Here is an 18,962-nt window from a genome sequence, read left to right as displayed (position 1 = left end):
TGTTTTTAAGGAATGCAATATGAATTTAATGACCCCGACTACTGGTCCTGTAGCGATCACAAGTAATGGCCTTGTCCCTATGGTTATCGAGCAAACCGCTCGTGGTGAACGGTCTTTCGATATTTATTCTCGTCTGCTTAAAGAAAGGGTTATTTTCCTCGTTGGTCAGGTCGAAGACCATATGGCTAACTTGGTCGTAGCGCAGTTGTTGTTTCTCGAATCCGAGAATCCAGATAAGGATATTCATTTGTACATAAATTCTCCTGGTGGTTCTGTTACCGCAGGAATGTCGATTTATGACACAATGCAATTCATTAAGCCTGATGTTAGTACGATGTGCATCGGTCAGGCAGCGAGTATGGGAGCACTGTTGCTTACAGCAGGCGCAGCGGGTAAACGTTATTGTTTGCCTAACTCTCGAGTAATGATTCATCAGCCGCTTGGTGGCTACCAAGGGCAGGCGTCTGATATTGAGATTCATACGCGCGAAATTTTGTCTATTAAGCATCGTTTAAATGAAATTATTGCTCATCATACAGGCCAACCGATTGAAAAGGTGGCTGAGGATACGGATCGCGATAACTTTATGAATCCTGAGTCTGCTAAAGAGTATGGATTAATTGACGATATTTTAGAAAAGCGTCTAGCTTAAATTATTAAGGGTGGGATTTAATGTCTGATGATAAGTTTAGCCGAGGTGACCACTCTGATCGGCTACTTTATTGTTCGTTTTGTGGTAAGAGTCAAGACGAGGTAAGAAAGCTAATTGCGGGACCTTCGGTCTACATTTGCAATGAGTGTGTTGATTTGTGCAATAACATCATCACACAAGAGTTAATGCAAACGGATGACGCTGAAGAAGCTTCTGATGAGTTGCCTACGCCGCTTAAGTTGAGTAAATCTCTTGATGACTATGTTATTGGTCAGGAACGCGCTAAAAAGGTGTTGGCTGTTGCGGTCTATAACCATTACAAGCGCTTGCGTCACCAAAGTAGTAAAGACTCTCCAGTTGAGCTCGGTAAAAGTAATATTCTTTTAATCGGCCCCACAGGGAGCGGTAAAACGCTACTAGCACAAACGTTAGCGCGCGTTCTCGATGTTCCGTTTACGATTGCTGACGCGACGACGCTGACGGAAGCTGGGTATGTTGGTGAAGATGTTGAAAACATTATTCAGAAGCTACTTCAGAATTGTGACTACGATGTAGAGAAGGCGCAACGAGGGATTGTTTATATCGACGAAATCGATAAGATTTCGCGTAAATCCGACAATCCGTCTATTACTCGCGATGTATCAGGTGAAGGTGTTCAACAAGCCTTGTTGAAATTGATCGAAGGCACGGTTGCTTCTGTTCCTCCTCAGGGTGGACGCAAACACCCTCAGCAGGAATTTTTGCAAGTAGATACGTCAAACATCTTGTTTATTTGTGGTGGTGCGTTTGCTGGACTTGAGCGTGTCATAAGTGACCGTACTGAGAAAAGTAGTATTGGTTTCTCGGCAACCGTGAAGAGTAAAGACGAAGGTCGTACTTTCTCAGAAGCGATTCACCAAGTCGAAACAGAAGACTTAGTGAAATTCGGTCTTATTCCTGAGTTCGTTGGTCGATTGCCTGTTGTTGCTACCTTGTCTGAACTAGATGAAGAAGCGTTGATGACAATTTTGAGTGAGCCGAAGAATGCGCTTACTAAGCAATATCAGCATTTGTTTGACCTAGAAGGCGTGGAATTAGAGTTTACCGATGAGTCTTTGCGCGAAGCAGCGCATCTGGCACTTGAGCGTAAAACCGGTGCACGTGGTTTGCGTAGTATCCTTGAATCTGCGTTATTGGATTGCATGTATGAGCTGCCAAATCGATCGGATGTGGTCAAAATTGTCATGGATGGAGCCTCTGTTCGTGGTGAGTCGACGCCATTGATGCTTTTAGAAAAAGAAGATTCAGCCGCAAATAACGCCTAAAATAGACGGCGTATATGATTTTAAAAACCGAGTTGCGTTCGCTACTCGGTTTTTTTATGGCAAAGTATTTGCAAAATACTTACTAGAGGTTCAATACTTAGAACGAAACGCTTGTAATTTCTCCCTTTGTCCCAATCTCTATACAACAAAGCTCGTCGCAATTATAAGTCTGCGACCCGGATTGGAAAATAATATGTCAAATATGCTAACACTGCCTATGTTGCCGCTACGAGATGTAGTGGTTTACCCGCACATGGTGCTTCCATTGTTTGTTGGTCGCACAAAGTCCATTGAAGCGCTTGAAGCCGCTATGGATGACGACAAGCTCGTTTTTCTGGTTGCTCAACAAGATGCTTCTAAGGACGACCCCGTTCAAGAAGATCTATATAACGTCGGAACAGTTGCTAAGATTATGCAATTACTTCGTCTTCCAGATGGGACCGTTAAGGTTTTGGTGGAAGGCAAATATCGTGCAACGCTAAATGCCTTGTCCGACGGTGAAGAGTTTATTTCCGCTACGGTTGATGAGTTAGCCGCTTCAGACGAAGATCAATCAGAGTATGATGCGATTAGAAATGCTTTGCTTAAACAGCTTGATGACTATGTTTCTGGTAGCAAGCGTATTCCAAGTGAAGTGGTTACTTCCGTAAAATCCATCGATGATTTATCTAAATTGATAGATAGTATTACAGGTCATATGAGCCTGAAGCTGGAAGATAAGCAAAAAGTGCTAGAGTTGATCTCTCTCATTGAGAGAGGAGAATACTTGATGGGATTGATGGACGGTGAATTAGACATCGCCCATCTTGAAAAAAGCATTCGTAGTCGCGTTAAGAAACAAATGGAGCGCAGTCAGCGAGAGTACTATTTGAATGAGCAAATGAAAGCCATTCAAAAAGAGCTTGGTGATATGGACGAAGGAGGTAATGAGCTGGACCTGCTTCAAGAGAAAATTATTGAAGCCGGTATGACTGAAGAGGCTACCGAAAAAGCCGACGCCGAACTTAAAAAACTTAAGATGATGTCACCTATGTCTGCTGAGGCAACAGTGGTGCGTGGCTATATAGATTGGTTAATCTCTTTACCATGGAAAAAGCGCTCCAAAGTTCGCAATGACCTTGCGTATGCTGAAAAAGTATTGAACCAAGATCATTATGGTCTTCAAGATGTAAAAGAGCGGATATTAGAGTTCTTGGCCGTTCAGCAGCGTGTCAAGAAAGTAAAAGGGCCTGTATTGTGTCTAGTAGGGCCTCCAGGTGTCGGTAAGACTTCTCTTGGGCAATCGATTGCTAAAGCGGTAAATCGAAAGTATGTACGTATGGCGTTGGGTGGCGTTCGTGATGAAGCAGAGATTCGCGGACACCGTCGGACATACATTGGTTCGATGCCCGGAAAATTGCTTCAAAAGCTTGCAAAGGTCAAGGTTAAGAATCCGCTATTTTTACTCGATGAGATCGATAAAATGGGCATGGATCACCGCGGCGATCCCGCTTCTGCGTTATTGGAGGTGTTGGATCCAGAGCAAAACCACACGTTCAATGACCACTATTTAGAAGTGGATTATGATTTATCGGATGTGATGTTTATTTGTACATCAAATAGCATGAATATTCCGGGGCCGCTTTTAGATCGTATGGAAGTGATTCGTATTCCCGGGTACACAGAAGATGAAAAACTTAACATCGCGAAGCGTTACCTGTTGCCTAAACAAGTTAAATTAGCGGGCCTTAAAGATAAAGAAATCGCACTTGCTGATGACGCCGTGATGGACGTTGTTCGATACTACACTAAAGAGGCTGGTGTACGTGGTTTAGAGCGCGAACTTAGTAAGATTTGTCGTCGTGTTGTTAAGCAGCAAGCGTTAAGTAAAGATAAGACTACCGTTGAAGTGACGTCTGAAAATTTGGAAGACTTTTCTGGTGTTCGTAAATTCAGTTACGGCAAAGCGGAAGATAAAAATCAAATTGGGCAAGTGACTGGTTTAGCTTGGACGTCTGTTGGTGGTGAACTGTTGACGATTGAGGCCGCAGGTGTTCCTGGTAAAGGGCGTCACGTTAAAACGGGGTCTCTTGGTGATGTTATGCAGGAATCTATCCAGGCTGCTCTCACCGTTGTCAGAAGTCGTTCTCTTGCATTAGGCATTGATGACGATTTCCATGAAAAGGTCGATCTTCATTTGCATGTTCCAGAAGGGGCTACGCCAAAAGATGGTCCGAGTGCTGGTATTGCGATGTGTACTGCTATGGTTTCAGTGCTTGCTAAAGTGCCGGTCAAAGCGTCTGTTGCAATGACGGGTGAAATCACACTTCGAGGAGAGGTTCTTCCTATTGGCGGCTTAAAAGAGAAGCTGCTCGCAGCCCATCGAGGTGGGATTAAAACGGTCGTTATTCCAAAAGAGAATGCCCGTGACTTGAAAGAAATCCCTGACAATATCGTCGCCGATATGGAAATTGTACCCGTAAAATGGATTGATGAGGTGTTAGATGTTGCCTTAGAGTACATTCCTTCACCAAAAGAGGCAAAAACTGCCTCAACTAAAGAAAAAACTGTTGATGAACAAGAAACTGTAAGTCATCATTAGGTCAGTTCCCTGTATTGACAGGGCATAGGAAGGGCTTGTATAAATGCTCGACTTCTCGGAAAGCTTTTTTTAGCGCCGATGATAATACTAAGGAACCACGAAGATACTGAAGGGGTACAACGTGAACAAATCTGAATTGATTGATGCTATTGCCGCGTCTGCTGATCTTTCTAAAGCTGCTGCAAGTAATGCTTTAGATGCTACTTTAAAAACAATTGAAGAAGCACTCGTTAAAGGCGATCAGGTTACTTTAGTTGGTTTTGGAACTTTCCAAGTTAAAGAGCGTGCGGCTCGTACTGGCCGCAACCCTCAAACAGGTGCAGAGATCCAAATTAAAGCCGCTAAGGTTCCTAGCTTTAAAGCAGGTAAAGGTCTAAAAGACGCTGTAAACTAAGGCATTGAGGAGCAGTAGTTCAGTTGGTTAGAATACCTGCCTGTCACGCAGGGGGTCGCGGGTTCGAGTCCCGTCTGTTCCGCCATTAGATACAAAAAGGTGTATTCCCCGCGGAATGCACCTTTTTCGTTTTACATAACTTAAATTTGAGAATGGAGGCAGAATGCTCCAAGATATTAGAGATCGGTCGCAAAGCCTAATTGTGAAAATCATCATAGGCTTCATTGTTGTGACTTTCGCTCTTTTTGGGGTTGATGCATTGGTTACAAGTTTCAATTCTTCTGAGACAGTAGCTGAGGTCGACGGCAAAGAAATTACACGTACTCAGGTTCTTCAAACTGCAGATACGCAGCGACGACAGCTTATCTCAATGATGGGGAACAATATTGATCCTTCATTGTTAGATGAGAATTTACTTCAGAGACGAGCGTTGGATAGCTTGATTGAGCTTGCTGTCTTGAAGAATCAAGCGGACGGTTTAGAGCTTGGTGTATCCGATGCTCAAATAGACAGCTTGCTTGTCAGTGCAGAACAATATCAAACGGATGGTGTGTTTGATCAGAACAAGTATTTGAATGCGATTCGCAGTTTAGGGTTTACTCCGTTAGCGTATAAAGAGCGTATCAAAGAAAGCTACGTATTAAGTCAATTGCGCTCCGCTGTTACAGAATCAGAGTTTGCATTACCTAGCCAAGTTAACGCTATTTCTGAGTTGCAAAATCAAAAACGTACATACGAATATGTGCAATTCTCATTAGCGGATCAAACTGAGCAAACCGATGTGACCGATGGTGAGTTGCAAGCTTACTATGATGATCATCAGCAAGACTTTGTTTCTCCTGAACAAGTGAAGATTAGTTACGTTGTTGTTACTACAGATGCGTTAGCAACTAATGTGAAAGTAACGGATCAAGAGCTTCAAAACGCGTATCAAACAGAAATCGCTGGTCTGGATACGGAAGAGCGAGATGCTTCGCACATATTGATTGATACAAGCATCCGATCTGAAGATGAGGCGAAGAGCATTATTGCTGAGATTCAAAGTAAGTTGGCGAGTGGCGATAGTTTTGCTTCGTTGGCAAAAGAGTACTCTGATGATCCTGGGTCGAAAGACGTTGGAGGCGAGTTAGGCTTTGTTGCTAAAGGGGCTTTAGGTGAGTCTTTTGAAAGCTTCGAAGATGCTTTGTTTGCTATGAACGTCGGAGACATTCAAGAAGCTGAAACGCAATACGGTCTTCACCTTATTAAGCTAAATGCGATTGATAAGGCAGATGCACCAACATTGGAAGAGTTAAGAGATCAGTTGACGGCTGATATCACTGCTCGTAAGGCAAAAGACGCCTTGTTGGATGCCCAAGAAAATATTGCGGATTTAGCTTATGCGAGCGATGAGCTAGCGCCTTTAGCGGATGAATATGGTTTAGACGTTGAGACGAGCGACTATTTTGGTCAGTCTGGTGGCAATGATGTGATTACTTCTGAGCCAACGGTGATTAGTGCAGCCTTTAGTGATTCGGTTAAGCAAGATGGTCAAAACAGCGATCCGATTGAGCTAGGTGATGATAAGATTGTTGTTATTCATGTAGATGATCATAAAGCAGAGTCGCCGTTGTCTTTCGAAGATGCTAAAACTGAGATTGCTTCAACGTTAATCAAAGAAAAGGCTGAATCGATCATTTCAGAAAAAGCGGCAGAGCTTTTTGCTGACGCTTCACAAGATTCTGGCTGGGAGAAGGTAGAATTAGCACCACGAGGCCAAGATGAAGTCACGTCCTTGGTGTTTTCTATGCCTCACCCTGTAGAGGGGACAGTACAGACAGCGGTTAAGTCTCTAGTGAATGGTGATGTTGTCGCACTTAAGCTGTTAGACGTTGTGGCAGGGGAGAGTGACAGTGATTCTACTAGAACAGACGCTTACACGCGGTTTGTTACTCAGAACCAGGCGCAGTTAAACTCGGCTTCTCATTTGGAGCTTGTAAAAGACCTTGCGGAAATTGAGCAGTAACTAGACGTATTTGTGATATTAAAAAGGCGCTTATTTAAGCGCCTTTTTTTATGCTTCTGATTTTGTTAGAAGGTTATTAGAGCTGATTGAAAAAAGAGGTTGAAGGAACGAAAAACAGGCTGCCATATCGGGCATCTGTATATTGCATTAGGTGATCAGAGTGACCGTCTTCATCGCCAATGATCATACTCTTAAGCATCTGATTGAAAATTTCGGGTTTTCTGACGTAGCTCGCGAACATCAAACCTTTTTCAGTTAAGTTTCCGAAAGGCATGCTTTGACGTAGGATCTCCAGTGATTTGCCATTTTGGTCTTTTATTGAGGCTCGTTTGGTGTGTGCGTGAACACTTTTTTCTGCGGCTGGGAATTCAATATCATCCTCTTTAGTGCGTCCGTATACTTGCTCTTGTTCCGTGGTAGACAGCGTTTCCCATTTGGGGAGGTTGTGAACAAACTTCATTACGTTTAAGTATGACCCGCTTCGATATTCTGGGTCTTCGTCTTGGATGAGTGCGGTTTGTGCTCGGCTTTCTCCTTGAGGGTTTTCGGTACCGTCAACGAAGCCGGTTAAGTCTCGATTGTCTAAATATTTAAAGCAATCTGTCTGCGATACTATTTCGACACTGTTTCCGAATAGATCGACAATGGCTTGGGTTAACGAGAACGTCGCGTCTTTCCTAATTGAGCGTATATGTACGCATATATCAATGTGTTCCGGGCCAACCTCAATATATTTACCCTTAAAAGAAGGGAACTCTTCTAAGTATTTTGGTTTGGTTTGAGTAAAGAGTTGGTTCCAAGCATAGATAGAAAAGCCAATAGTGGCGAAAAGGTGGGTGCCTGCGAACTGGCTTTGTTTCTTCTCGACGGTTTCTAGAAAGTGCTCTAAGGCTTTAAGAGCGATGTTTTCTTTGCCGGATACGATGTTTAGAGATACGAATGTCGCGTCGCTTGACGCTTCTGCGCATACTCCAGATTGACTATGAATAGGCATGGTTGTTTCCTATAGTGGCTTGCTAGTTGCTAAAAACTAACAATTAAAAATTTGGATATAGAGTTTTAAGTTGGCTAGCCTGGCTGGGTTTGGTAACCCCTGTTCGATATTCTTCTATGGCGTCGGCAAGGCTATGGCCGCTCCACTGAGTGATTGGCTGGTTGGAGTACATAACTAGTTCAGCTTCCATCAGAAGCTGGGTTATTTTAGGGGACCCAGTAAGCCGTTTGATGTCTTCAATTCCTTTTACTTCTGCATCGCCCCAACGATGGCGCGCCCATTCAAGTAAGTTGTTTCTTAGGTTCGCTAAATCATCTTGTTTGCAGCATTTTATCAAGCTGTGGTAGGCATCGTCTTCGGTGTTTGTGCTTAGAGGAGCGAAGCTTTGCAATGTTGGCACCTCATCGACCTTATCGGATGGTTGGGAGTGCTTTGCACGTCGGTACCATATGAATAATAAGATGGATGAGAGAGAGATAAAGCCAATGGCAGTCCAGATTGCCCAACTGGACTTGTCGTCTTTTGAATCTTGTATAACTAAGTCGACCAAAGGAGCATCGCTTGTAGGTTCTGGAGTGTTCTTTTTACGTTTAGCCAATGAGATCGGAGCAACGGATTGGCTTTGTGGGGCAATGTTGTTGGCATTATTTTGATTGTTGCTGGAGTTTTCAGTTTGCTCTTGAGATGTTTTGCTTTGTTCTATCACACTTCCATCAATATCTGCAACGTCGATGGAGGGCAGTGTTTTTCGCGCGATTTCATAAGAATTGGTAAGGCTATTCCAATAGGGGATCTGGATTTCGGGGAGGGTAAGGTTACCTGCTTGAGTTGGAACCACCTCGATGCGAATTGTTTCGCTACCTTCTAAACCCTCACTGGTTTTTCGGCTGTCTAATTTGCTTGGAGAGGGGTAAAGTTTGTAACGAGCTGTACTTGGGTAGGCAAGCTGAGGCAGTTGTTCAGGTAGTGCGCCTTTTGCTCTAATTTCAATATCCCATACTAGAGTGTCGCCAATTGCCGTTGTTTCTTGCGAAGGTGTGAGAGACGATTCAATGGCAACGGACTTTGCTACTAGCCAGTTGTCAACTGGATAGCTGGCTGGAATCGATTGTACTTTTAGGTCGATTGGAGTGCTTTGTACACTGACCATCCTGCGACCAGAATTAGTGGCAACCATAGCGTGAATAGATTGGGCTGGTATGCGCACAATGCCACTTCGTTGAGGAAAGGCTAAGTAGGTGCGGGTTAATACCTCATAGGAGCTGCCGTTAACATTTTCATACTTGCGTTGATCGTCAAGAAGTCTTTCTACGGTTAAATCAGGGCTGGCGGGTACAGATACGTCAGCATTTTCCAGTTGCACTGACGTATAGATTTTTACATTGATTAGGGTTTGTTCTTGAACGTAAGGCGATATATCAGACACATCCATACTAATCATAACGGGCGGATTGCCATGCTGATCAAGTAATTGTGGAGAGGGCTTTACTTCAACCATTAACCTATTTGATTTGTGGTCGCCGATAGAAACGGGTGGAATTTCAAAGGTGCCAACGGACTTAGGCATTAGATTAACGACCCAGTAACTCAAGGCTCTGCTTGTTCCCAGATTGAAGCTGAATTGGCTGTTTTGGCTTTTTCCTAGAATTTTAAAGTCGCGTTTAAGGGCGGATAAATCTGGCCCTTGTCCTGTTTGTGCAAAATCAGCGCGCAATGTTAATTTGAACGGTTGGTTTTCAGTAACAATGTTTCGGTCAACAGAAGCGACCACGCTATCGGCCAGCGCAGTAATGGGGGTAAGCAACAAGAAAGCGATAAAAAGTATAAATGCCACAGTTTGTTGTAGGTGTTTAGTCATTGCTGTCATTACGTTGTGGGCAAATACTACCATGGTTTATTGCCATCCTCTTGAGCGCTAATGTTTTCATTTCTTCTTTGTTCGTGCAGATACCAAAGTTTGCGTTGAAGCAACGTTCCCGGGTCGTCTTGAATTTGTCTTAACCATTGATTCAATGCCTGACTTTTCTCTTTGGATTTACTTGTGTTTTCGTTGTGCTCTTTTTCTTTTTTATTATCGCGCTGTTTTTGAGATTTGTCTTGTGGGTTTGAGTCATTGTTTTGATTGTTTTCTTTAGAATCATCTTGGTTTTTGTCATCACTTTGCGATGAATTAGACTCTTGTTGCTGTTGCTGTTGCTGTTGCTGTTGCTGTTGCTGTTGCTGTTGCTGTTGCTGTTGCTGTTGCTGTTGCTGTTGCTGTTGCTGTTGCTGTTGCTGTTGCTGTTGCTGTTTTAGAAGATAGTCTAAATTTTGTTGAGCTTCTTTGAAATCTGGAGTTTGTTTCAGGGATTCTTTATAGGCAGAGATCGCGTTTTCAATGTCTCCACTTTGAGCAAGGGCATTTCCCAAGTTGTAGTTCTCTTTAGGGCTTAGCGGTTTGCCGCTTAATAATTGTGCCGCCTTTTCGTAATCTCCCGTTGCGTATTCTGCCGCCGCTTTCCAGCTTGGATCTATAAACAGTGACTTTGCTGTTTCCCAGTCGCCCATTTCTACTGCTGCTTGTCCTTTTTGGTCAGGTGTTTTAAACACGTCCCAAATGGTGGCTTGACTGATGTTTGGAGTGGAAAGCACGGCGATAAGCAATATTGCAATTCCCATGTTTCTAAATAAGTAGAGTAAGTAAAACAAAAAAGGCAAAGCGAACCAATGACTGGATTCTGTCCAGATCTCTCCAGAGATGTTGCTCTCTTCGTTATTGGGTTGTTGAGCCGATCTTGAAATCAGTGTTGATTTTAACGCTTGACCGTCTTCAGAGATCGATATTGATTTCGCGCCAATGGATGAAGCTAGGTTGTTGATACGCTCTATCGGTACGGTTGGGATGATGACCTTACCTTTGTGCTTTAGCGATTCGCCATTTGGTAAAAGAATAGGGGCGCCAGTGTTGTCACCGATGTAAATAAAAGAGGCATTGAGACGTGAGTTGCTAAGTGTGTTTTTTAGATAGTCAGCCTCTTGGTTACTAAGGTCGTCTAAAAAGAAAATGATATTTGCTTGATCTGTCGGAGATAGCAATTCAAGTGCTACCTGTGTCGCTTTAATCGTATTGCTGCCATAGATCGGCATGATCAATGGATCTAGCGCCAAGGTAAAGTGTTCTATCGTCTTTTTATCGTCAGTAAACGGACTGATGACAAACGCGTCGCCAGCGTATGCAACGAGTGCGAATTGTCCTCCTTCTGATGAATCAAGTAAGTCTCTTATTCGCTGTCTTACTTTGGTTTGGCGATTGGGTTTAATGTCCGTAGCGTACATAGAAAGCGACTGGTCGACGATTAAAATCGTTTTATCATCGATCGAAAAAAGTGGCTTGATGTCCTTAGTAAAGCTTATGCCAGCCAAGGCTATAGACAGCGATATGAAGGCGAAGGGGGCAAGCCAGCTCACCAGTGTTCGATCGTTTTTTACTTGAAGGTAAGGGAGTAAGTTTGAATCAACCATACGCTCAATGTCTTCTGACGAATGCTTGATTCGAAAGACAGTCGCACACACAAGAATGAAGGGGATTGCGATCAGCCAAAGAGGGCGAGCAAAGTGGAGGGTGTCTAGGAGTGTCATTTTTTTGTCCTCCATCGAAGTATCACGTTGCCCTTGTTGACTATTGTTCCTAGCGTAAGCAGTCCAGATAGAATTGCAAACCAAATGAAGAGAGAGTCTTTTGGTCTTTGCCACATTTCTTCAGAGGGCGTTGGTTCAATGTTGTTTATATCCCCGTATATTTCTTCTAAGTCGGACGTACTTTTGGCGCGGTAATACTTTCCGCCAGTCAAGCTAGCGACGTTTTCTAGTAGAGCTTCGTCAAGATCTTCTGATGGGTTAACGGTTTGAGGGCCAAAAAAGCCTTGTACTTCCATTTCGTCGGCGCCAATACCGATAGTGTGTATGGTTACACCTTGTTCAGCAGCGAAGTTTGCAGCCTGAAGGGGGCTTACTCTACCTGCTGTGTTAGCGCCATCGGTCATTAAAATAAGAACTTTTTTATCCGATGGCAGTTCCGAAAGCTGCTTAATGCCTAGCCCAATGGCGTCACCAATCGCGGTTTTTTCACCTGCGAATCCAATTTGAGTCTCCTGTATTAGCTGTCGGACCGTTTTAGTGTCGAAGCTGAGTGGTGCTTGAAGGTAGGCTTTTGTGCCGAACACAATAACGCCTATCCGGTCTCCTTTTCGTTTCTCTATAAAGTCGGATAATACATGCTTGGAAATAACGAGCCGATTGACTGGCCGACTTTGATAATACATATCAGAAATTTGCATGCTGCCAGATAGGTCGAGCGCAACAAATAAATCCCTTCCAGACGGTGTGATTTGAGTCGGAGAGCCGACCCAAATAGGGCGTGCAATTGCAACGACCAAGCTGATCCATGCAAACATTAACAGTATGTTGCTCGTTTTGAACCAGCCCTCAGGTGAGGGTGTTGATGCTGTGCTGCTGGGTAGGGCATGGCTGCTCCACCAATATGTTGTTTGGTTACTCTCTTTTTCCATCGTACCGTATTTTTTAAACGCGATGATAAGCAGCGGAATTGGCAAAGCGAGTAACATCCAAGGCCATTCGAATTCAATCATGGTGTGTGCGTATCCAATGCATAGTCGTTGTGTACAATGAGGAAAGTTGATTTTCCGTGATGTCTATTTTTGGCGCGTATGGCGCTAAAACAAAGAAGTCACCAAGAGCTAAAAAGGTGTGTTTTTTCTGCGTTTTGTCGAGGTGAGGAATAAGCTCTGTCATTGCGAGAGAGGCTAACTCAGGACGACCTGCTGATAGTAAAGAGCGTTTGATTAGTTCATGACATAGAATCACTTTCGCTGCCGAATTCTTCTGTTTAAATTCAGTCTTTAAAATATGTATTGCTTGGCGTCTGTAGCCCCTTTTTTTATATCGTTTTCCGATTCTGTAAGTGACATAAAGCGCTGTTCCCAAAATGAATAATAGAATAAGCCAGAACCACCAAACTGGTGGCCAGTTTGGAATGGCTTCGGGTAACATGTAGGCTTTGTTTGGCAGTTCAAGTTCCATCTGATTACCTTAAGCATCCGTGACGAAGCAATGAGTTTACGATAGACAATGGAGACTCTTTTAAGTCATAGCTTAGAAATCTCACGCCTAAGGATATTAGGTCTTTTTGTAGCCTTAGTTTATTTAGCTGGTATTGGTTGTCGATTGTGTTTTCATGAGCGGGAGAGATATGTCGCGTTAATTTTCCCATTGAGGTCATAAAGGTGTAAGTGCCTTTTGGTAGCTGCGCAGCGTTCGAGTCTTCTATCACAATCCAAGTGAGCTGATTTTTCTTGGCTAATCGTTTGAAATATTCTTTGTCCGTAGGGCTTAATGAAACTTTGTCTGTCAGGATAATAATGTTGTTAGAACGCAGTTTGGTCGAGGTTTTATCTAAGATATTCACCTCGTCAGTCGTGTGCTTTGTACGTTGTTCTAATCGTGACATGTCGACTAGCAATGTTTGGAACCTCTGCCAGTTTTTTGTCGTTAAGTTTGCATGCCTTTCATTTCCATACTGATAAATATAGCCAAACCTGTCGCCAAGGTGCTTTATTCTTCCACCAATGAGTGCGCCTAATTGCGCGTATCGGGTGGAAATAAAGGTGTCTCTTGTGCCGAAATAGGCGTTTTGAGATAAATCCGTAATCAATACGTGACTGTGTTCTTTTTCTTCCTCGAATACTCTTGTATGCGGCTCGCCTGTTCTTGCTGATACTCGCCAATCAATGTGTCGTGGCTCGTCCGACGGTTGGTAAGCTCTCAATTCCTTTAGCTCAAGGCCATGACCCTTTAATCTCACTTTATGTTCGCCGTGTTCAGAACGAGACTTCATACGGTTTGCTTTTTGTTTTTTTAAAGAGGCGGCTAAGCACATCAATTCTTGAATTGATGTGCTATTGAGTTCTGGCTGCTCGGGGCGCTGTATTCGTTGTAGCATTTAAATAACGGGGACTTTGGCTAAAATAAGTTTGATGATGTCGTCGCTGCTGAAGTTATTTGTTTCGGCTTCGAATGATGGCACGATCCGGTGACGAAGCACTTGAACTGCGATCTGTCGAACATCGTCGGGCGTAACAAAATCTCTGCCCGCGATGAGTGCATTTGCTCTTGCGCATCGATCTAGTGCAATTGTTGCTCTTGGGCTGGCGCCAAATTCAATAAGCTGCTGGTCGTCACTTACTTCATCTATGTATTTTGACGGGAATCGGGTGGCCATAACCAGCTCGACAATATATTGCTCTACCGACTCTGCCATATAGAGAGACAGCGCCTCATTTTGCAAGTTCATAATATCGTCAGGGTTAACAATATTTGTCTGCGAAGATTGCTCTGTTTCACCGCTATCTTGTTGGCGAACTAGGCGCATGACGGCCAGCTCCGTTTCTTTTGATGGGTAGTCAATGATCAGCTTCATTAAAAACCGATCCAGTTGAGCTTCTGGCAGCGGGTAAGTACCTTCTTGTTCTATCGGATTTTGTGTTGCGATAACAAAAAATAAATCCGGAAGGGCGTACGTTTTTCCGCCTACGGTAAGCTGACGTTCTCCCATCGCTTCAAGTAGGGCTGATTGAACTTTTGCAGGTGCTCTGTTTATTTCATCGGCCAAGACAACTTCGTTCATCAATGGGCCGGGGGAAAAAGAAAATTGCCCTGTGTCTTGTTGAAATACATCAGAGCCTGTGACGTCCCCTGGTAATAGGTCGGGAGTGAACTGGATACGTTGGAAACGGGCATTCATCGACTTTGAGAGTGACTTGGCTGCGGTTGTTTTCGCGATTCCAGGAGGGCCTTCCAACAAAATGTGGCCATTAGCAACGAGCGCGATAAGCAGGTCGCGAGTTAGCTCCTCTTGACCGAGGATGGATTGGTTTAGATGCTCTTTTAGTTGGTTTAAGGTGTCAATCATCTAACCTAACTTCCTTATACTTCTATTAAAAATAAGACTTTGAACATATAATAAGGGCAATATTACGCAAATCAATCGGTGTATAACGCTACGCCGATGTTATATCTAATTTTGTTTAGGAACGGAAATGGCAAGAATTGTAATAGATGTCAATTTATCTGCTTTCAAATACAAAGAAATGTACAAAGGGACAGTGAAGAATTTAGTTGCACACAGCCGTGATGGTAGAAAGGTGCAATTACCGCTTATAGCGTTTCAAAAATTTGTTACGCATCATGGATTATACGGTTCTTTTGAAGTTGAATTTGACGAAAACAAGAAGTTAATTGGAATTAATAAAATTAGTTAGCCATACACATAAGAACAACTTAATTATTTTAAAAGGTCTTTATTAATGTACGATCTCGCCAGATCTCTTCTTTTTAAATTGGATCCTGAAGTCTCTCATGAGCTGTCTTTAGATCTTCTTGGTGCGTCGGGGCGTCTCGGGTTAAGCGGTTTGTTTCCAAAAGTCCCTCATTCTTCTCCTATTGATGTGATGGGGTTGAGATTTCCCAATGCAGTTGGTCTTGCTGCAGGCCTAGATAAAAACGCAGATGCTTTTGAGGCGCTTGGTGCGCTTGGTTTCGGTTTTGTGGAAGTGGGTACAGTGACGCCGAAAGGACAAAGCGGAAACCCTAAACCTCGTCTCTTTAGGTTGCCAGAGCACGACGCTGTTATAAACCGAATGGGTTTTAATAATAAGGGTGTTGAACATCTAGTCTCTCGAGTTAAAAAGCACGGGTATAAAGGCATATTAGGCATTAATATCGGTAAGAACTTGACGACGTCTGTTGACGATGCTGCGAGCGACTACCTCAAGTGTCTAGAGGAAGTGATTCCCTATGCCGATTATATTACGGCAAATATTAGCTCTCCAAATACGCCAGGCCTGCGTTCTCTTCAATTTGGTGAAAGTTTAGCAGAGCTAATCTCACCACTTGTAGAAGCTAAGAAGCGATACTTTGAAGAGTATGGAAAAAACGTTCCTTTAGCCGTTAAGATTGCGCCAGATATGACGGATGATGAAATTAAATTGGTTGCGGATACGCTAGTCGAGCAAAACGTAGATGGTATTATCGCAACGAATACGACACTCTCGCGTGATGCTGTAAAAGGACATCGTCATGAAGAGGAAGCGGGTGGGCTAAGTGGTGCCCCAGTACGCGAACAGTCAACTCACGTTGTTCGTATCCTATCTGACTATTTAAAGGATGAGCTTCCCGTTATTGGTGTGGGCGGCATTTTAAGCGGCAAAGATGCGGTCGAAAAATTGGAAGCGGGTGCAAAATTGGTTCAAATTTATTCTGGGTTCATATACAAAGGGCCGGAGCTAGTACGCGAAGCCATCACAAGTACAGACGCGTATTTAAGAGAAGTGAGCCGCTAGAGCTAAAAGGGCCAACTTTGAAGTTGGCCCTTTTAGTATATTCGGTTCTACTTAGAAAGATAAAAGAAGAGGTTACTGAGAGAAACTGGCAGCTTTATAGGTGCCATCAACAGGGGTTAATCCGTTCCACATATCTTCACGTCCTTCACGCCAGCCTGTTAACCAGTCTTGTCGGGCTTGAGTGTGACAACGTTCGCTGAGGGCTTTGGAGCGTCCAGCCATGCCTGCTCTGTAGCCTTTAACATATGCACGTTGATGAAGATCTCTTTTCTGTTTCTTCATAGGAGTTTTCCTCTCATTTAGTTTTTCGTCGTCGAGCTTTAACGAATAGACTAGAAAAAGCGACTTGTCTAAAAACACTTTGCTCTATAAAGAGTAAAAAAATTAACTAAAAAGTAATAAAAATGACAGAAAACATGAATGATCAATTAGATGCAAGCGCTACTTTCTCTATAGAACTTACGTGTCCAATTGGTTTGGAGAACGTTTTAGAGAATGAATTACACGAATTAGGCTTAACAAATACTCGTTTAGGTGAGGCGCAGGTTAAATTAACGTGTGACTTAAGAGGTATTTATTTAGCGTGTTTGTGGTCTCGGGTGGCGACACGAGTAATGTTGCCCCTTACGCATTTTAATATGGATTCGGCGGATGACCTATATCAAGGTGTGAAAAGCATCGAATGGTCTGATCACCTATCTGTTCACAGTACTATTGCCATTGATTGTCACGGTACTAACAAAGAGATTCGCAATACTCAATTTGGTGCACTGAAAACGAAAGATGCGATTGCGGATTACTTCGTGGAAAAATCAGGACAACGCCCAAACGTAGAGAAGCAGCAACCGGACGTTCGTATTGCTGTTCGGGTGAAGCGCGAGAAGGTTACGGTCAGTTTGGACCTGTCTGGCGATAGTCTGCATAAGCGCGGTTATCGTCAACAGGGCGGCATGGCACCACTAAAAGAAAATTTGGCAGCCGGCATGTTGTTGCGTGCGGGATGGTCTAAGAACAGTCAATTTTCTCAACTAGTCGATCCTATGTGTGGGTCAGGCACATTTTTAGTTGAGGCTGCGCTGATCTCATTGAATATTGCGCCGGGTTTGCGTCGTCAATATTGGGGCTTTAAAGGTTGGAAGCAACATGATCATCGTCTTTGGCAGCAGTTGCAGGATTTCGCCAAAAACGAGCGAGTTTCTGTGGACGATTTGACCGTTACCTTTCAAGGTACCGATCGAGAGCAGAAAGCAATCGCTGCCGCCCGTGAAAACATTAAGCGAGCCGGCTTAACGGGGATTGTTGAGGTTTCTTTAAGTGCGTTTCAGGAGCACGACTTTAGCTGGCAGGGCAGTACGCCATTGGTCATTGTAAACCCTCCTTATGGGGAGAGGCTTGGTGATGAGATGGCGCTGATTTCATTGTACTCGCAGCTGGGTTATTGGGTGACGGAGAATGCTTTAGGTGGCGTTTGTGCATTACTGACAAGTAACGACCAGCTTGCAAGACAAGTTCCAATTAGACCAGAAAAACACACTCGGATATTGAATGGCGGTTTGGAGTGTCGTTTTTATCTATTCCCTGTTGTTGAGGGTAGCATTAAGCGGGGTGATAGGCAGCAGGCTGTTATGAGTCAAGGTGCTCAGATGTTTGCTAACCGACTTCAGAAGAATGTGAAGAAGTTTAAAAAGTGGTTAGCTGCCGATAAAGTAAGCTGTTATCGGGTCTATGATGCAGACATGCCTGAGTACGCGGTTGCAATTGATATGTACGATGATTGGGCTCACGTTCAGGAATATCAAGCGCCAAAAAGCGTTGATGAAGAAAAAGCGCGAGTAAGATTAATGGAGATTGTGACAGCCATACCGAGCGCTCTAAACATCCCTGAGACAAACGTCGTTGTTAAGCACCGCCAGCGTCAAAGTGGTAAGCAGCAGTACGAAAAGGTTGCAACCTCTCAACATGAAATGATAGTGCAAGAGCATGGCTGTGATTTTATTGTTAATCTAAAAGATTACTTAGATACGGGGCTGTTTTTAGATCATCGCCCTGTTAGGAAATACATTCAAGACAATGCCAATGGCGTTCGCTTTTTGAATTTATTTTGCTATACCGCCTCTGCTTCTGTGCATGCTGGTCAAGGTGGTGCAAGGTCGACTTTAAGTGTTGATATGTCAAATACGTATGTGGACTGGGCGCGTCGTAATATTGAATTAAATGAATTTTCCGACCGTGATCACGGCGTTGTACGAGCGGATTGTTTTGAATGGTTAAGAAAGTCGACGAATGAATTTGACTTTATCTTTATGGATCCGCCTACCTTCTCAAATTCTAAGAAAATGTCTAATGTGCTGGATATTCAGCGGGATCATGTTGAGTTGATTGACCTCGCAATGGCTCGCCTTTCTGATGGGGGCCAGTTAGTATTCTCAAATAACTACCGACGTTTTGTTTTGGATTCAGAGTTATCTGAGCGTTACGTTGTTAAAGATATTACGGCGCAGACGTTAGACCCAGACTTTCAGAGGAATAACCGAATTCACCAATGTTGGGTGTTTCAAAAACGCGGTTAAATTTCCTAGCTATTGTAGCGTCGTTCTGGCTGTTGTAGAGATACCTTGACTGGTTTGAGCCCAGGT

Annotated in this window: 16 protein-coding genes and 1 tRNA gene; 9 read left to right on the top strand and 8 right to left on the bottom strand. The window is 43.6% G+C overall.

What is annotated here, in order from left to right:
* The first annotated feature begins 19 nt into the window (after positions 1-19).
* The 6 genes from clpP to MARME_RS12935 all read left to right on the top strand — a co-directional run bounded on the left by clpP (position 20) and on the right by MARME_RS12935 (position 6,936).
* Positions 20-652, top strand: coding sequence for an ATP-dependent Clp endopeptidase proteolytic subunit ClpP (clpP, locus tag MARME_RS12960; RefSeq protein WP_013661713.1), 633 nt, complete (start codon positions 20-22; stop codon positions 650-652).
* Between the two features lie 20 nt (positions 653-672).
* Positions 673-1,956 carry an ATP-dependent protease ATP-binding subunit ClpX gene (clpX, locus tag MARME_RS12955; RefSeq protein WP_013661712.1) on the top strand — a complete coding sequence of 428 codons (1,284 nt, stop codon included), beginning with the start codon at positions 673-675 and terminating at the stop codon, positions 1,954-1,956.
* A 193-nt stretch (positions 1,957-2,149) separates the two neighbouring features.
* Positions 2,150-4,537 (top strand): endopeptidase La, encoded by a 2,388-nt coding sequence (gene lon, locus MARME_RS12950; RefSeq protein WP_013661711.1) that lies wholly within the window; start codon positions 2,150-2,152, stop codon positions 4,535-4,537.
* Between the two features lie 121 nt (positions 4,538-4,658).
* Complete coding sequence (locus MARME_RS12945; RefSeq protein ID WP_013661710.1) at positions 4,659-4,931, top strand: HU family DNA-binding protein; 273 nt, start codon at positions 4,659-4,661, stop codon at positions 4,929-4,931.
* 8 nt (positions 4,932-4,939) lie between these two features.
* Positions 4,940-5,016: transfer RNA gene (locus tag MARME_RS12940), tRNA-Asp, on the top strand.
* Positions 5,017-5,094: 78 nt separating this feature from the next.
* Positions 5,095-6,936 (top strand): SurA N-terminal domain-containing protein, encoded by a 1,842-nt coding sequence (locus tag MARME_RS12935; protein WP_013661709.1) that lies wholly within the window; start codon positions 5,095-5,097, stop codon positions 6,934-6,936.
* Positions 6,937-7,012: 76 nt separating this feature from the next.
* Here the strand turns inward: MARME_RS12935 and MARME_RS12930 are convergent, their stop codons facing one another.
* Genes MARME_RS12930 through MARME_RS12900 form a run of 7 tightly spaced genes read right to left on the bottom strand, consistent with a single transcriptional unit; the run spans position 7,013 to position 14,897 of the window.
* On the bottom strand, positions 7,013-7,930 hold the full coding sequence (locus MARME_RS12930; protein ID WP_013661708.1) for a Dyp-type peroxidase: 918 nt from the start codon (positions 7,928-7,930) through the stop codon (positions 7,013-7,015).
* A 43-nt stretch (positions 7,931-7,973) separates the two neighbouring features.
* Positions 7,974-9,821 carry a BatD family protein gene (locus MARME_RS12925; protein WP_013661707.1) on the bottom strand — a complete coding sequence of 616 codons (1,848 nt, stop codon included), beginning with the start codon at positions 9,819-9,821 and terminating at the stop codon, positions 7,974-7,976.
* Positions 9,815-11,548 carry a VWA domain-containing protein gene (locus MARME_RS21525; protein WP_013661706.1) on the bottom strand — a complete coding sequence of 578 codons (1,734 nt, stop codon included), beginning with the start codon at positions 11,546-11,548 and terminating at the stop codon, positions 9,815-9,817. The genes MARME_RS12925 and MARME_RS21525 overlap by 7 nt, the downstream gene beginning before the upstream one ends.
* Positions 11,545-12,558, bottom strand: coding sequence for a VWA domain-containing protein (locus tag MARME_RS12915; protein ID WP_013661705.1), 1,014 nt, complete (start codon positions 12,556-12,558; stop codon positions 11,545-11,547). The genes MARME_RS21525 and MARME_RS12915 overlap by 4 nt, the downstream gene beginning before the upstream one ends.
* A complete protein-coding gene (locus MARME_RS12910; RefSeq protein ID WP_013661704.1) occupies positions 12,551-13,009 on the bottom strand; it encodes a DUF4381 domain-containing protein in 459 nt (152 codons plus the stop codon). Before MARME_RS12910 ends, MARME_RS12915 begins: the two co-directional genes overlap by 8 nt.
* A 4-nt stretch (positions 13,010-13,013) precedes the next feature.
* Entirely contained in the window at positions 13,014-13,928 is a 915-nt protein-coding gene (locus MARME_RS21520) for a DUF58 domain-containing protein (RefSeq protein ID WP_013661703.1), read from the bottom strand.
* Positions 13,929-14,897, bottom strand: coding sequence for an AAA family ATPase (locus MARME_RS12900; RefSeq protein WP_013661702.1), 969 nt, complete (start codon positions 14,895-14,897; stop codon positions 13,929-13,931).
* Positions 14,898-15,024: 127 nt separating this feature from the next.
* On the opposite strand from MARME_RS12900, the gene MARME_RS12895 reads away from it, so the two are divergent.
* Positions 15,025-15,246: a DUF2835 domain-containing protein gene (locus MARME_RS12895; protein WP_013661701.1), complete on the top strand. Its 222-nt coding sequence runs from the start codon at positions 15,025-15,027 to the stop codon at positions 15,244-15,246.
* A 45-nt stretch (positions 15,247-15,291) separates the two neighbouring features.
* Complete coding sequence (locus tag MARME_RS12890; RefSeq protein WP_013661700.1) at positions 15,292-16,326, top strand: quinone-dependent dihydroorotate dehydrogenase; 1,035 nt, start codon at positions 15,292-15,294, stop codon at positions 16,324-16,326.
* A 72-nt stretch (positions 16,327-16,398) separates the two neighbouring features.
* On the opposite strand, the gene rmf is transcribed toward MARME_RS12890, so the two are convergent.
* Positions 16,399-16,608 (bottom strand): ribosome modulation factor, encoded by a 210-nt coding sequence (rmf, locus tag MARME_RS12885; protein WP_013661699.1) that lies wholly within the window; start codon positions 16,606-16,608, stop codon positions 16,399-16,401.
* Positions 16,609-16,730: 122 nt separating this feature from the next.
* Between rmf and rlmKL the strand changes: the two genes are divergently transcribed.
* Entirely contained in the window at positions 16,731-18,896 is a 2,166-nt protein-coding gene (gene rlmKL / locus MARME_RS12880) for a bifunctional 23S rRNA (guanine(2069)-N(7))-methyltransferase RlmK/23S rRNA (guanine(2445)-N(2))-methyltransferase RlmL (protein WP_013661698.1), read from the top strand.
* The last annotated feature ends 66 nt before the right edge of the window (positions 18,897-18,962 follow it).

The organism is Marinomonas mediterranea MMB-1, assembly GCF_000192865.1.
Lineage (GTDB): Bacteria > Pseudomonadota > Gammaproteobacteria > Pseudomonadales > Marinomonadaceae > Marinomonas > Marinomonas mediterranea.
This window is presented reverse-complemented; position numbering and strand designations above follow the sequence as displayed.

Excerpts from the sequence above, each read along its gene's own strand:
- clpP (WP_013661713.1), top strand. The coding sequence starts at position 20 with ATGAATTTAATGACCCCGACTACTGGTCCTGTAGCGATCACAAGTAAT.
- clpX (WP_013661712.1), top strand. The coding sequence starts at position 673 with ATGTCTGATGATAAGTTTAGCCGAGGTGACCACTCTGATCGGCTACTT.
- lon (WP_013661711.1), top strand. The coding sequence starts at position 2,150 with ATGTCAAATATGCTAACACTGCCTATGTTGCCGCTACGAGATGTAGTG.
- MARME_RS12935 (WP_013661709.1), top strand. The coding sequence starts at position 5,095 with ATGCTCCAAGATATTAGAGATCGGTCGCAAAGCCTAATTGTGAAAATC.
- MARME_RS12930 (WP_013661708.1), bottom strand. The coding sequence starts at position 7,930 with ATGCCTATTCATAGTCAATCTGGAGTATGCGCAGAAGCGTCAAGCGAC.
- MARME_RS12925 (WP_013661707.1), bottom strand. The coding sequence starts at position 9,821 with ATGGTAGTATTTGCCCACAACGTAATGACAGCAATGACTAAACACCTA.
- MARME_RS21525 (WP_013661706.1), bottom strand. The coding sequence starts at position 11,548 with ATGACACTCCTAGACACCCTCCACTTTGCTCGCCCTCTTTGGCTGATC.
- MARME_RS12915 (WP_013661705.1), bottom strand. The coding sequence starts at position 12,558 with ATGATTGAATTCGAATGGCCTTGGATGTTACTCGCTTTGCCAATTCCG.
- MARME_RS12910 (WP_013661704.1), bottom strand. The coding sequence starts at position 13,009 with ATGGAACTTGAACTGCCAAACAAAGCCTACATGTTACCCGAAGCCATT.
- MARME_RS21520 (WP_013661703.1), bottom strand. The coding sequence starts at position 13,928 with ATGCTACAACGAATACAGCGCCCCGAGCAGCCAGAACTCAATAGCACA.
- MARME_RS12900 (WP_013661702.1), bottom strand. The coding sequence starts at position 14,897 with ATGATTGACACCTTAAACCAACTAAAAGAGCATCTAAACCAATCCATC.
- MARME_RS12895 (WP_013661701.1), top strand. The coding sequence starts at position 15,025 with ATGGCAAGAATTGTAATAGATGTCAATTTATCTGCTTTCAAATACAAA.
- MARME_RS12890 (WP_013661700.1), top strand. The coding sequence starts at position 15,292 with ATGTACGATCTCGCCAGATCTCTTCTTTTTAAATTGGATCCTGAAGTC.
- rmf (WP_013661699.1), bottom strand. The coding sequence starts at position 16,608 with ATGAAGAAACAGAAAAGAGATCTTCATCAACGTGCATATGTTAAAGGC.
- rlmKL (WP_013661698.1), top strand. The coding sequence starts at position 16,731 with ATGACAGAAAACATGAATGATCAATTAGATGCAAGCGCTACTTTCTCT.